This is a genomic window from Mycobacteriales bacterium, from assembly GCA_035690485.1.
Classification (GTDB): domain Bacteria; phylum Actinomycetota; class Actinomycetes; order JAFAQI01; family DASSKL01; genus DASSKL01.
Genome location: DASSKL010000091.1, coordinates 12,309 through 25,695 on the forward strand (window position 1 = coordinate 12,309; position 13,387 = coordinate 25,695).

A 13,387-nucleotide genomic window follows, 5' to 3' on the forward strand; every position below is an offset into this window, starting at 1 on the left:
GTGCCGCCTGTGAACCATCCTTTCGAATCGTCGGTAGGTCTACATAGGCTCGGGTCATGAGCAAAATCCCCTTCCGACGTTCTCTGGTGGGGCTGGCGGCGGCGGCGTTGACGGTCCCGGTCGGGCTCGTCGCCGCCTCCCCGGCGGCTGCGGCGACCCCGCAGATCCGCGACATCAGCCGCTTCGCCTGCAATCCCTCCTCGGTGCCCGACGCCGCGTTCGCCGACGTGCAGTCGGGGAGCACGTTCGACGCGGCGATCCGCTGCCTCGCCGGCTACGGCATCACGCAGGGGTTCACCGACGGCACCTACCGGCCGACGCAGCCGGTGATCCGGGCCGACATGGCGCTGTTCGTCTACCGGCTCGGGCAAATGTCCGGCGCGACGTTCGACACGTCACCGGCCGGGTTCACCGACATCGGCAACCTGCCGCAGCCGCAGCAGGACGCGATCAACGCGCTGGCCCACAAGCTCGTCGTGAAGGGCGAGACCTCGACCCGCTACGTGCCCGGCGGCCAGGTGACCCGCGGGCAGATGGCGGCCTTCCTCAACCGGCTCGAGGCCAAGGTCATCGGCACCAGCGGCTTCCCGGTGTCCGGCACCTACTTCAGCGACATCGCGGGCAGCGTCTTCGCCGACGACATCAACGCGATCGCTTCGGTGGGCATCACCGGCGGCATCAACGGCACGCAGTACGCGCCCGACGCCTCCGTCACGCGCGACCAGATGGCGGCGTTCCTCACCCGTGACGTCGACGCCAACGTCGACTTCGGCCAGCTGCCGTCGAAGTTCCCGGCGGGCAACGAGTCGTTCACCGCCAAGCCGAGCGCCGAGCAGGCGCAGGACTTCAGCAAGCAGACCACCTACACGGTCGGCGTCGACCGGGCGGCGACCGTGAGCATCGCGCTGCTGCCCGCCGGCCAGGTCAGCCGCGACGGCAGCACGGGTGCCGTGACGTTCTCCTCGACCACGCCGATCGCCTCGGGCGGCTCCGCGTCGATCGAGTCGGTCAACGGCACTGCCACCGGCGCCACCGCTGGTGGCAGCAGCGCCAAGACGCAGGTCGACGGCGTCAAGCCCAGCAACGGCCAGGTGACCTTCGCGGTCAACGCCACCGCGCTCAACGACATCGTCCCGGTGGTGTGGGCCGACCTGCCCGCCGCCAGCAGCAACAAGGCCGACACCAAGCTCGACACGGCGCCCGGCGGCTTCGCGACCGAGCCGTTCGTCGCGGCCGGCCAGGTCGACTACGTCCCCGCGCAGGCGGCGACGAGCGCGTCGGCCGCCAGCGTCACCGTCGTCAGCGACCCCGACGCGGTCAACCCGCGCATCGGCTACTTCGTCGCGACCAGCGGCGGCCTCGGCCCGATCGGGCAGACCACCGCGACCTACTACTTCAACGGGCCCAACGACAAGTTCGGCTACCAGGGCGACCCCGGCAAGCTGCCGAGCCGCTCGGCCTTCCAGTCGCTGCTCACCCCGGGTGACGTCGTCCAGGTCACCTACAACCAGGACCCGTCCAAGGGCTCGGTCTTCAACGTGACGACCGACACCGTGCCCCCGGCCAGCAATGTGCAGGCCACCGCGGGCGATTTCGGTGGCGGGCCGGCCAAGACCGACGTGCAGCTGACGTGGACGGCCTCGCCGCAGGCCGACGCGGTCTACGACATCTACCGCGACGCCAACGGCAACGGCACCGCCGACTCCGGCGAGCTGGCGAAGCAGGGCGCGACCGGCGCGTCGGTCACGCTGTTCGGCCAGCCGACGGGCACCTACGACTACCTGATCGTGGCGCGCGGCGGGGTCTCCGGGTCGACCAGCAGCGCGGCGGCGAGCAACAACGTCACGCTGCCCGTGCCGCTGCCGCAGACCCTCGCCAACGGAGCGGTGCTCCAGGTCGACAACCCGTTCACCGGCAAGGCCGACAACGGTGACCAGTGGACGCTCTACTTCAACCAGCCGGTGCAGGTCGGCTCGTCGCCGCAGATCCAGGTGACCGACAGCGCCGGCAAGACCGGGCTCATCACCAACAGCGTCGCGAGCTTCAAGGTCGACCCGCAGGCCAGCGGCCTGTCGGCGGCCGGCGAGATCCTGCACGTGACGCTGCTCAAGCCGGCCCTCGCCAGCGACGGTTCGGCGACGTTGTCCTACCCGCTGACGATCACCGGTGCCACCGGCATCACCGATGCCGCGGGCAACAACTGGGACGTCGCGCACAGCGGCGACAAGGCGATCGACGCCGGGGCCTACCTGTTCCAGGACGACGCCCACGTCGGGGACAGCACGTTCACGATCGTCTGGAACCAACCGATGTCCGACGACGCCGGCACGGCGCAGAGCTACACCTACTCCAAGGGGTTGGTGCAGAGCGCCGTCCTGCAGGCCGACCACCGGTCCGTGGTGATCACGATCTCGGGCAGCATGGCGAAGGGCGACACGATCGGGGTCAACCCGCTCTCGCCGCCGCACGACGCGGGTGGTGCGGCTGCCCCGTCGCAGACCTACACGCTCAACGGCTGAGCCGACCGAGAAGGCGCCCCGACCGTCCGGCCGGGGCGCCTTCACCTGTCCGGCCGGCGCGGTGCGCACCAGCTGCCCGCTCAGCCTGCTTTGTCGTTCGCGACCTTGGTGCGGGAGAATGACCAGCTACGACAGAAGATTGACCCTGGGGCCCGCACCGGCCCCGCAGCACGGACACGCCACGACCGAGGGGAGCCAGCATGGCGGCCATGAAGCCGCGGACGGGCGACGGCCCGATGGAGGTCACCAAGGAGGGCCGCGGCATCGTCATGCGTGTGCCGCTCGAGGGCGGCGGCCGGCTCGTTGTCGAGCTGTCCGCCGACGAAGCCGAGGAGCTCGGCAGCCAGCTGAAGGCCGTCGGCAGCTGACCACTGCCTCTCCGCCTCTGTGGGGATCCGCGGATCCCCACAGAGGCGGGGAAGCCGGAGGCCTCGGGTGAGCCCCGGCCGGTCCGATCGGCGCGGTCTGCGAGGCTGGGCCCGTGGCTGCTGACCCCCGACCCGTCGTCGAGCTCACCGACCGCATCAACGGCGCCGCGGCCCTCGCCGTACCGATCCGCCCCGGTGACGACGGTCCCGTCATCGCCGCCCGTGCGGACGAGGTCCGCGCGCTCCTCCCGGACGCCGACCTGCTCGACGTCGTACGCCGAAACAGCGGCAAGGGCGAGGCGGGCGAGGTGCACGTCCTGCCGCTGCTGGGCTCCGGCACCCCTCGCACGCTCTACCTGGTCGGCATCGGCGACGGCTCCCTGCCGGCGCTGCGCAACGCCGCCGCCGCGCTGGTCCGCCGGGCCAAGGACGAGCCGGCGCTCACCAGCGCCCTCGTGCCCGACGGCGATCCGGCACAGGTGACCGCCGTCGCCGAGTCGACCGCGCTGGCGGTCTACACCTTCAGCCAGAAGAGCAAGCCCAAGGCCCGCGCTCTGCAGCGGGTCGAGATCGTGGCGGCGGAGAGCGCCCGGCCCGCGGTCGAGCGCGCGCAGGTCGTCGCGGCGGCGGCGATGCGCTGCCGCGACCTCGTCAACACGCCGAGCCTGCAGAAGACGCCGCAGTGGCTGGCCGAGCAGGCCCGGGAAGCCTGTGCCGACGGCGGCGTCGACGTCCGCATCCGCGACGAGCAGCAGCTGGCGGCCGAGGGCTTCGGTGGCATCCTCGCCGTCGGCATGGGCTCGGTGCGGCCGCCGCGGCTGATCGAGATGAGCTACCGGCCGGCCGGGGCGACGCGGCACGTCGTGCTGGTGGGCAAGGGCATCACGTTCGACAGCGGCGGCCTGTCGATCAAGCCCAACGACAACATGATGTCGATGAAGACCGACATGGCCGGTGGCGCGGCCGTGATCGCCACGATGGCCGCGCTGCAGGCGCTCGGCGTCACCGCCCGCGTCACCGGGCTGGTGCCCGCCGCCGAGAACATGCCTTCCGGCTCGGCCCAGCGTCCCGGCGACGTCATCACCCACTACGGCGGCCGCACGGTCGAGGTGCTCAACACCGACGCGGAGGGGCGGCTCGTGCTGGCGGACGCGCTGGCCTACGCCGACGCGCACCTCGACCCCGACGTCGTCGTCGATCTCGCGACGCTGACCGGCGCGGCCAGCCTCGGGCTGGGCAAGCGGCACGCTGCGCTGTTCACCAGCGGCGAAGACCTCGCCGACGAGCTGGTCGAGGCCGGTGCGGCCGCGGGGGAGCGGCTGTGGCCCATGCCGCTCGTCGAGGACTACCGCGCCTCGCTCGACTCCGATATCGCCGACCTGCGCAACATCGCCGACCCGGCAGCGCACTTCTCCGGCGGGGCGATCGTCGCCGCGCTGTTCCTGCGGGAGTTCACCGGCGGGCGGCGCTGGGCGCACCTCGACATCGCCGGGCCGGCCCGGGCCGAGTCCGACGAGGGCGATGTCACGAAGGGCGGCACCGGCTTCGGCGTACGCACCTTGCTGCGCTGGCTGGCGCCGCCGGCCTGAGCGCGATCTCCCTGCTCACGCGGCAGACCTCGACTTCTCCCTGCAAACACTAGAGATATGGCGCTTCCCGCGGCCGGGGAACAGCCATATCGCCGGTGTTTCGGGGCTATTTCTTGACGGCTGCCAGCACTCCCGAGCCCACCGGCAGCAGCACCGCCTGCAGGCGCTCGTCGTCGCGTACGGTCCGGCCGAGCTCGCGCATCGCCACGGTCTTGGGATCGCGGGCCGACGAGTCGGCCACCCGGTCCCCGAGCAACGCCTGGTCGAAGACCACCACGCCGCCCGGCCTCAGCAGCCGCAACGCCTCGCCCAGGTAGTCGGCGTACTCCGCGCGGTCGCCGTCGCAGAAGACCAGGTCGTAGCCGCCGTCGGCCAGCCGCGGCATCACCTCGAGCGCCCGGCCCGCGATCAGCCTGCAGCGGCCGGCCGCCAGCCCGGCCTCGGTGAACGACTCGCGGGCGAGCCGCTGGTGCTCGCCCTCCACGTCGATGCTCGTGAGGATGCCTTCGGGTGTCATCCCGCGCAGCAGCCAGATCCCCGAGACGCCGGTGCCGGTGCCCACCTCCACGACCGCGCGCGCCTGCAGCACCGTGGCCAGGAAGTGCAGCAGCGCGCCGGTGCCCGGTGTGACCGGTTCGACCCCCATCTCCGCGGACCGCTGGCGAGCCGCCGCGAGCACGTCGTCCTCGGGCCGGAACCCTTCGGTGTAGGCGCGGCTGGCTTCGAGACTCGGTGCGATGACGGCCTCCGGCGGTCACGTCGACGGTGCCCGGGCGCGGGCGTCCACAGCCTAATGGGAACCGTCCGAGCCCCCGTGGCGTTGGCAACGCAGTAGGCCCAGTGGCTCAGCCACGCGCGGCGAGCGGGCGGTGCCCGGCCCCGGGTCGGACAGAGAGGCGGCAAGCGACCACCATGGTCACCACAAGGTTCGCGGTGTCGCCCGACGCGATGCCTGAAGTGGTGACGGGACGGGGAGGCAGGCCGATGCCCGACGAGGCGCGTGGTCGCGACGCCTCCGGCATGCCGTGGACCCCGCCCACGTGGGAGGAGATCGTCCGCGAGCACTCCGCCCGGGTCTACCGGCTGGCCTACCGCCTGTCCGGCAACGCGCACGACGCCGAGGACCTGACCCAGGAGACGTTCATCCGCGTCTTCCGGGCGCTCGACTCCTACACGCCCGGCACGTTCGAGGGCTGGTTGTCGCGGATCACCACCAATCTCTTCCTCGACATGGTGCGCCGCCGCCAGCGGATCCGCTTCGACGCGCTCGCCGACGACGCCGCCGACCGGTTGGCCGGCCTCGACCCGACCCCCGACCGGGTCTACGACGAGCGCCACTTCGACGCGGACGTGCAGGCCGCGCTCGACGCCCTGCCGCCGGAGTTCCGCGCCGCGGTCGTGCTCTGCGACATCGAGGGGCTGTCCTACGAGGAGATCGCGGCCACCCTCGACGTGAAGCTCGGCACGATCCGCAGCCGCATCCACCGTGGCCGCGCCCAGCTGCGCGCGGCGCTCGCCGACCGTGCGCCCCAGCGGCGCGACACCGATGCCGAAGACGGGGGTCCTTCCCTTGGGGGCTCGAGAGATGGGGGTGCGTGATGCGCCATCTCGGAGACCTCACGGCCGCGTTCGTCGACGGTCAGCTCGACGACGCAGGCCGTGAGCGCGCCCTCGCCCACCTGACCGGCTGTGCTGCCTGCCGGGACGAGGTCGAGGCGCAACGGCGGCTCAAGAGCCGCCTCACCGGGCTGCGGGACCCGCAGGTCCCCGGTGACCTGTCGGCCCGCCTGCTCGACCTGCCGGTCCGACGGTCCGACCGGTTGGGGCCCGTGGGTTTTCGCGGCCCGCTCGGGGGGCCCGGCCGCCGACGCCCGCGTTCCCGCTTCGACATCCGCCGGCCGGCCGGCCGTGGTGAGCACCACCGCGTGCGCACGGCGATGGCCGGCGCCGCCTCGATCGTCCTCGGCTCCCTGGTGATCGCGCTCGCCATCGGCTCGCCGAGCAACAACGCGCCGACGATCCGCCCGCCGGTCGACCGCTACCTCTACGAGCACGCCGCCACCACCGACGAGGTCCCCCTGGTCGATCCCGGCGTGGCCGCGGTCAGCGTCTCGTACGCCGGAGTCGGCGGGCCGTGACCTGTGCGTCGCCGGCCCGCCCCGGGGCCGGTCAGAGCCTGCGCGCGCTGGTGGTGGTGGTCGCGTCGTTGACCGCGGTCGCCGGCGTGCTGGGTGGCGCGCTCGCCGCACCGGCGCGGGCCGACGTGTCGCCCAACACCGGGCCGGGCGGCGGCACCGAGCCGACCCAGGCACAGGAGCTGCTCGCCCGGGCGGTCCACGCCGCGCGCGACCTGCCCTACAGCGGTGTGCAGTACATCGTCGCCTGCCCGGGCAGCGGCACCACCAGCGTCGTCGTCGATGTCGCGCACGTCCCCGGTCAGGGATCGCAGATCCACATCCGCGAGACCCCCGACGCGCCCGGCGCCCGGGTGTGGGACGCCGACGGGCAGGGGTCGACCTCCGCTGTCGCCGACCTGGACGCCGGGGCCCTCGGCGTACTCGCGCGTCGCTACCAGCTCACCGCCGACGGCCAGGCGACGGTCGTCGGACGGGTCGCCGACCTCGTGACCGCCAGGCGCGGCGACGGCAGCGTTGCCGGCAGGTTCTGGATCGACCAGGCGACCGGGTTGCTGCTGAGCCGCGAGGTGCTCGACCGCAACGGCCGGCTGGCCCGGGCGAGCTCGTTCGTCAACCTGGCGATCGGCGCGAAGGCGGCCCACCTGGTCAGCGCACCCACCGACTCCGTGCCCGCGCCGTGGGGGCGGCAGGTCGCCCTGGCGTCGGCCCACCGGCTCGTGAAGGACGGCTGGCACGTGCCGACCGAGCTCGACGGCCGCTCCGGCGGCACGATGGAGCTCTTCGACATCCGGCTCGGCCACGACAACGACGGCGACGGCCAGGTGCTGCACCTGTCCTACACCGACGGCCTGTCGACGCTGTCGGTGTTCGAGCAGCGCGGGCACCTCGGCCCGAGCGGTATGCCCGGCTGGCAGTCGACGCGCATGGGCGGCGTCAAGGTCTGGGCCACCGGCGACGCCCCCGAGCAGGTGGTCTGGTCCGGCCGCTCGATGGTCTACACCGTGCTGGCCGACGCGACCCCCGAGCAGCTCTACAGCGCGGTCGCGAGCCTGCCGCACGGTGCCCCGAAGCAGCACTTCATGACACGCTTGTTGCACCGGTTGGACCACGGCCTGCGCAGGCTCGGGTCGTGGCTCAACCCGTTCGACTGAGACGCCCGCGCTGTCGCCGTACGCCGTGACCCCGAGGAACCCGCCGCCGATGACCGACTTCGACCCCCGCGACCCCGCCCGCACCGGCGCGGGCGACGAACCTCCGGCCGCCGGCAGCACCGACCCCGCCGACGCGCCGACCCGGCCGATCGCCGGTTGGCAGCCGGGCGGGCAGTGGCAGCACCCGGGGTGGACCACCCCGCAGGCGCACGACACGACAGTGTTCCCGACCGATGTGATCTTCGATTCGCGGCGCGGTGACGAGCATCGCCCGCGGCGGTCGATGGCCGAGCGGCTGCACCTGACCGGTATCCCGCGGATGCTCCTGGTCGCCGTCGCGATCGCCGCGCTCGTCGGCGGCGTGGTCGGCGCGGCGCTCGCCGTGCTCGCGACCGGCGGTACGTCGTCGGACAACGGCAACCAGGCGCTGGGGGCCCTCTCGGCCCCGCCCGCGCAGCGGCAGAACGCTCGGCCGCCCGGTTCGGTCGCGGCCGTCGCCGCGGAGGTCTTGCCCAGCGTCGTCTCGGTCAACGTCCAGTCCGGTACGTCGGGGGACACCGGCTCCGGAGTCGTGCTTAGCCGTGACGGTTACGTGCTGACCAACAACCACGTGATCTCCTCGGCCGCCGACGGCCAGGGGCAGATCACGGTGCAGCTCTACAACCGGCCGGGGCAGGACGTGCCGGCGCGCATCATCGGCCGCGACCCGCAGTCCGACCTCGCGGTCATCAAGGTGCAGGGGGTCGACGACCTCAAGCCGGCGCGGCTGGGAAACTCCAGCGGCCTCGTCGTCGGCGACCCGGTGATCGCGGTCGGCTCGCCGCTCGGGCTCGCCGGCACCGTCACCTCGGGCATCATCAGCGCCAAGGACCGCCCGGTGCGCGCGAGCGGCGAGGGCACTGACACCGACGCGGTCATCGACGCCCTCCAGACCGACGCGGCCATCAACCCCGGGAACTCGGGCGGCCCGCTGGTCTCCGCCGACGACGGCTCGGTCGTCGGGATCAACTCGGCGATCGCCACCCTGGGGTCCGACTCGATCTTCGGCGGCGGCGGCCAGTCAGGCTCGATCGGCCTCGGGTTCGCCATCCCGATCGACTACGCGCGCTCGATCGCCGAGGAGCTCATCAAGACCGGCAAGGCCAGCCACCCGGTGATCGGCGTCCAGGCCAACACACTCACCGACAGCCAGAGCGCCCAGATCGCCGGGAGCAAGCCGGGGGCCTACGTCGACGTCGTGGTCAAGGGCAGCCCCGCCGACCGGGCCGGCCTGCAGCCGGGCGACATCATCGTGGCGGTCAACGGCACCCGGGTCACCTCGGTCGACGAGCTGATCGTCGAGACCCGCAAGCACAAGGTCGGTGACTCGGTGCAGGTCACCTACCTTCGCGGTGGTACCCAGCACACGGTCACGATGACTCTCGCGAGCGACGACAAGGTCGGCTAAGCGGCACGCTCGGCATCGACGCCGGCTTCGTTCTCGGTCGCTTGTGTGCCCTCCGGGCACACGGCGCTCCCTGCGGCCTTGCCGGCGCCGCGCCGACCGCGCCGCCTGGGCAGCCTCGGCATCGGCGCCGGCGGCGATTTCGCTCGCCTGCCATCGTCCCATTACGGTTCCCGTCGGCCCGCCTCCCGGCGTACCGTGACACGAGTCGGCAGGTTGCCGGCGCACCCGCGGATCTGGTGAGGCGCAGTGTTCGGTGACGTGGGCTGGGCGGAGATCCTCCTGCTGGCACTCGTCGGGCTGTTCATCTTCGGCCCCGACCGGCTGCCCAAGGTGGCCTCCGACGCAGCCAAGCAGATCCGAGCCCTGCGGCAGATGGCCCGCGACGCGACCCGCGACCTGCGGGCGGAGATGGACCCAGGGCTCCAGGAGGAGTTCGCCAGCCTGGCGGAGCTGCACCCCCGACGGTTCATGTCGTCGCTCATGGACGACGACGCACCGGGCGGGGTGCCCGCGCCGCGGCCCGCGCCCGTGCTGCAGTACGGCGAGAGCCCGCCCTACGACGTCGACGCGACCTGATCCACGCGCCGTCCCGGCGGGGTCCGCGCCGTCGGCGTACCAGGTCGCTCCCACGCGCCCGCCGGCGACCGGTTTTCCCGCCGTACCATGAGCGGTGATGAGCGAAATCCCGAGCACCGAGGCCGTCCGGGCCGCGCTGGCGACGGTCAACGACCCAGAGCTGCACAAGCCGATCACCGAGCTCGGCATGGTCAAGTCGGTCGACGTGGCCGGGGACGGCGCCGTGCGGGTGTCGGTCTACCTGACCACGGCCGGCTGCCCGCTGCGTGACCGCATCACCCGCGACGTCACCGCCGCGGTGTCCAAGGTCCCCGGCGTCACGGGCGTCGCGGTGGACCTCGACGTCATGAGCGACGAGCAGCGCACCGCCCTGCGCCAGCAGCTGCGCGGCGGGGAGGCGGCGCGGGAGATCCCGTTCGCCAAGGCCGGCTCGCTCACCCGTGTCTACGGCATCGCCAGCGGCAAGGGCGGGGTCGGCAAGTCGTCGGTCACGGTCAACCTCGCGGTCGCGATGGCGCTCGACGGGCTGAAGGTCGGCGTCGTCGACGCGGACATCTACGGGCACTCGATCCCGCGGATGCTCGGTCTCACCCAGGCGGCCCCAACGCAGGTCGGGGAGGGCATGATCCTGCCGCCCGAGACCGACCTCGGCATCAAGGTCATGTCGATCGGGATGTTCACCGGCGGCAAGCCGGTCACCTGGCGCGGCCCGATGCTGCACCGGGCGCTCGAGCAGTTCCTCGCCGACGTCTACTGGGGCGACCTCGACGTACTCCTCCTCGACCTGCCCCCCGGCACCGGCGACGTCGCGATCTCACTCGCGCAGCTGATCCCGGGCTCCGAGGTCGTCGTCGTCACCACCCCGCAGCAGGCCGCCCGCGAGGTGGCCGAGCGCGCGGGCACCGTGGCGCTCGCGCTGCACCAGCACATCGCCGGCGTCGTCGAGAACATGGCCGGCCTGCCCTGCCCGCACTGCGGCGAGATGGTCGACGTGTTCGGCACCGGCGGCGGCGCGTCGGTTGCCGAGGCCCTGTCGCGTACGACGGGAGCCCCCGTCCCCGTCCTGGGCTCGGTGCCGATCGACGTGCGGCTGCGTGAGGGCGGCGACGCCGGTACGCCGATCGTGCAGAGCGACCCGGCTTCCCCCTCGGCCGTCGCCCTGCTCGACATCGCGGCGACGCTCGGCAAGCGGGCGCGTGGCCTCGCCGGCCGCCCGCTGAACCTGACGCCGGTCAGCCGCTAGCTCCGCCGGCGATTCAGCGGGAGCGCTTGAGCAGCGCGGTGATCCGCTCCTCGAGCAGGTCGGGCTCGATCGGTTTCGCCAGGTAGTCGTCCGCGCCGGCCGCGAGTGCCGCCGCCTCCTGGTCGGCCGACGCCGCGCTGCTGGTCACGGCCACCGGCAGGTGGGCCGTCGCGGGTGATGCCCGCAGCAGGCGCACGACCTCGAGACCGGGACGCTCGGCGTCGACGAGCACCCCCTGGTAGTCGGCCCCCGCCAGGTGCGCGAGCGCCTCGGAGACGGTGCCGACCGCGTGCACGTCGACGACGCCGGCAAGCGTGGTGGTGACGTAGGAGCGGGTGGCCCGGTCGTCGTCGACCACCAGCAGCCGGGTCGCCTCGCGCGGTCGGGCGGGCGTCACCACGGCTCGCGGTGTCGTCGGCGCCTCGGTGCGGCACCACGGGCACATGATCCACTCGGGGTCGAGCGGCCGGGCGCAGCTCTCGCAGTGGCCCCGGTTGACGGCGGTGCCGCACCAGGGGCAGACCACCATGTCCTCGGCCAGCCCGCGTTCGCACGAGGGGCAGTGCGCGCCGCCGGTGGAGTCGACGTGGGTGACCCGCAGCACCTCGTCGTACGTCGTGATGCCCGCCCGGGCCTTGGCCAGCGCCGACCCGCGCAGGGTCGTCATGCCGGCCGAGCGCGCGGCGGCCGCGACCGCGGCCTCGGTCGGGGAGTTGAGCAGCACCGAGCGCAGGTGCGCGGTGACCGGCAGCATCTCGTAGACGCCGACCCGCCCGCGGTAACCCGTGCCGCCGCAGTGCGTGCACCCGCGGCCCTTGCGCGGCGTCGCGCCCTCGAGGTCGTCGGGGGTGAGCCCGAGCCCGGTGATCGTGCGCGCGGCCGGCGTGTAGGGCTCGGAGCACTGGTCGCAGACCCGGCGCACCAGCCGCTGCGCCACGACCAGCGACAGCGACGAGGCGACGAGGAACGGCTCGACCCCCATGTCGACGAGCCGGGTCAGTGCCGCGGGCGCGCTGTTGGTGTGCAGGGTGGTGAGCACGAGGTGGCCGGTCAGCGCCGACTCGAGCGCGAGCTTCGCGGTCTCGGTGTCGCGGACCTCGCCGACCAGGATGATGTCGGGGTCCTGGCGCAGGATCGAGCGCAGCCCGCGGGCGAACGTCAGCCCGGCCCGCTCGTGCACCTGCGTCTGGGTGATGCCGGCGAGCTGGATCTCGACCGGGTCCTCGAGCGTGACGATGTTGCGCTCGGCCGACCGGATCTCGTGGATCGCGCTGTAGAGCGTGTTGGTCTTGCCGGAGCCGGTCGGGCCGGTGATCAGCACCAGACCCTGCGGGGCGGCGAGCGTGCCGAGCAGGATCCCCAGCTGGTCCTCGTCGAGGCCGAGCGCGGCGAGCTTGGCGACCCGGTCGGCGCGGGCGAGCAGCCGGATGACGACCTTCTCGCCGTGCATGCTCGGCAGCGTGCTGACACGGGTGTCGAGCAGCGCGCCGTCGACGGAGAGGCGGGCGCGCCCGTCCTGGGGCACCCGGCGCTCGGCGATGTCGAGGCTCGACATGACCTTGATGCGGCTGACGACGCCGGCGGCCGCCGAGCGGGGCACGGTCATGACGTCGCGCAGCAGGCCGTCGATGCGGTAGCGGATCTTCATCTCCGCCGCGCCCGGCTCGACGTGGATGTCGCTCGCGCCGGCGCGCACGGCGTCGGCGAGCATGGCGTTGACGAGGCGTACGACGGGGGCGTTGTCCGCCATCGGGTCGCCGAGGTCGTCGTCCTCCTCCTCGGCGGCGTCCTCGAACATCGTCGCGACGTCGGACGAGTCCTCCGACAGCGACCAGGAGCGCGCGATGTGGTCGCGCAGCTGCGACTCGGTCGTGACGACGACCGTGATGTCGGCGGCCTTGGTGTAGAGGCGTACGTCGTCGAGCGCGACCACGTTGGTCGGGTCGGCCGACGCGACGATGAGCCCGCCCGCCTCGGTGCGGGCGATCGGCAGCAGCATGTGCCGCTGCGCGACCGTGCGTGGCAGCGTGCGGGTGATCTCGGGCGCGAGCGGGATGGTGCCGAGGTCGACGAGCTGTAGACCGAGGGCGCCGGCCAGCGCGTCGGCGACCTGGGTCTCGGTCGCGAACCCGGCCTGCACGACGACCGCGCCGAGCCGCCGGCGCCGCTCACCGGGCGCGACGTCGCGCTGGATCGCGAGCGCCTCCTCCAGCTGGTCGGGGGTGATCGCGCCGTGCTCCACCAGCACCTCGCCGAGCCGCCGGCGGCGGGGGCTGAAGCGGGGTGCGGCAACGGACGCCTCGACGATCTCGTCGGCGCGCAGCATGCTCACCATCTGGCCATCGGCTCCGGGCGG

The 13,387-nt window shown here is 73.0% G+C and carries 11 protein-coding genes; 9 read left to right on the plus strand and 2 right to left on the minus strand.

The genetic code is table 11. The features are described 5' to 3' along the window. The first annotated feature begins 56 nt into the window (after positions 1-56). From VFJ21_13575 to VFJ21_13585, 3 genes are all read left to right on the plus strand, one after another. On the plus strand, positions 57-2,519 hold the full coding sequence (locus VFJ21_13575) for an S-layer homology domain-containing protein (protein HET7408148.1): 2,463 nt from the start codon (positions 57-59) through the stop codon (positions 2,517-2,519). Positions 2,520-2,719: 200 nt separating this feature from the next. Next, complete coding sequence (locus tag VFJ21_13580) at positions 2,720-2,887, plus strand: DUF3117 domain-containing protein (protein HET7408149.1); 168 nt, start codon at positions 2,720-2,722, stop codon at positions 2,885-2,887. Positions 2,888-3,000: 113 nt separating this feature from the next. After that, a complete protein-coding gene (locus VFJ21_13585) occupies positions 3,001-4,476 on the plus strand; it encodes a leucyl aminopeptidase (GenBank protein ID HET7408150.1) in 1,476 nt (491 codons plus the stop codon). Positions 4,477-4,582: 106 nt separating this feature from the next. Here VFJ21_13585 and VFJ21_13590 read toward each other — a convergent pair whose 3' ends face one another. Further along, positions 4,583-5,122, minus strand: coding sequence for an O-methyltransferase (locus VFJ21_13590; GenBank protein HET7408151.1), 540 nt, complete (start codon positions 5,120-5,122; stop codon positions 4,583-4,585). A 302-nt stretch (positions 5,123-5,424) separates the two neighbouring features. On the opposite strand from VFJ21_13590, the gene sigE reads away from it, so the two are divergent. From sigE to VFJ21_13620, 6 genes are all read left to right on the plus strand, one after another. Continuing rightward, positions 5,425-6,075 carry an RNA polymerase sigma factor SigE gene (gene sigE, locus VFJ21_13595; protein ID HET7408152.1) on the plus strand — a complete coding sequence of 217 codons (651 nt, stop codon included), beginning with the start codon at positions 5,425-5,427 and terminating at the stop codon, positions 6,073-6,075. Continuing rightward, positions 6,075-6,614 carry a zf-HC2 domain-containing protein gene (locus tag VFJ21_13600; protein HET7408153.1) on the plus strand — a complete coding sequence of 180 codons (540 nt, stop codon included), beginning with the start codon at positions 6,075-6,077 and terminating at the stop codon, positions 6,612-6,614. Before sigE ends, VFJ21_13600 begins: the two co-directional genes overlap by 1 nt. After that, positions 6,611-7,765 (plus strand): sigma-E factor regulatory protein RseB domain-containing protein, encoded by a 1,155-nt coding sequence (locus VFJ21_13605; GenBank protein ID HET7408154.1) that lies wholly within the window; start codon positions 6,611-6,613, stop codon positions 7,763-7,765. Before VFJ21_13600 ends, VFJ21_13605 begins: the two co-directional genes overlap by 4 nt. Before the next feature lie 49 nt (positions 7,766-7,814). Further along, a complete protein-coding gene (locus VFJ21_13610) occupies positions 7,815-9,212 on the plus strand; it encodes a trypsin-like peptidase domain-containing protein (protein ID HET7408155.1) in 1,398 nt (465 codons plus the stop codon). Positions 9,213-9,458: 246 nt separating this feature from the next. Beyond that, complete coding sequence (locus VFJ21_13615; protein ID HET7408156.1) at positions 9,459-9,788, plus strand: twin-arginine translocase TatA/TatE family subunit; 330 nt, start codon at positions 9,459-9,461, stop codon at positions 9,786-9,788. 97 nt (positions 9,789-9,885) lie between these two features. Next, a complete protein-coding gene (locus VFJ21_13620) occupies positions 9,886-11,031 on the plus strand; it encodes an Mrp/NBP35 family ATP-binding protein (GenBank protein ID HET7408157.1) in 1,146 nt (381 codons plus the stop codon). Between the two features lie 13 nt (positions 11,032-11,044). Here the strand turns inward: VFJ21_13620 and VFJ21_13625 are convergent, their stop codons facing one another. Then, positions 11,045-13,366, minus strand: coding sequence for an ATPase, T2SS/T4P/T4SS family (locus VFJ21_13625; GenBank protein HET7408158.1), 2,322 nt, complete (start codon positions 13,364-13,366; stop codon positions 11,045-11,047). Positions 13,367-13,387: the final 21 nt, after the last annotated feature.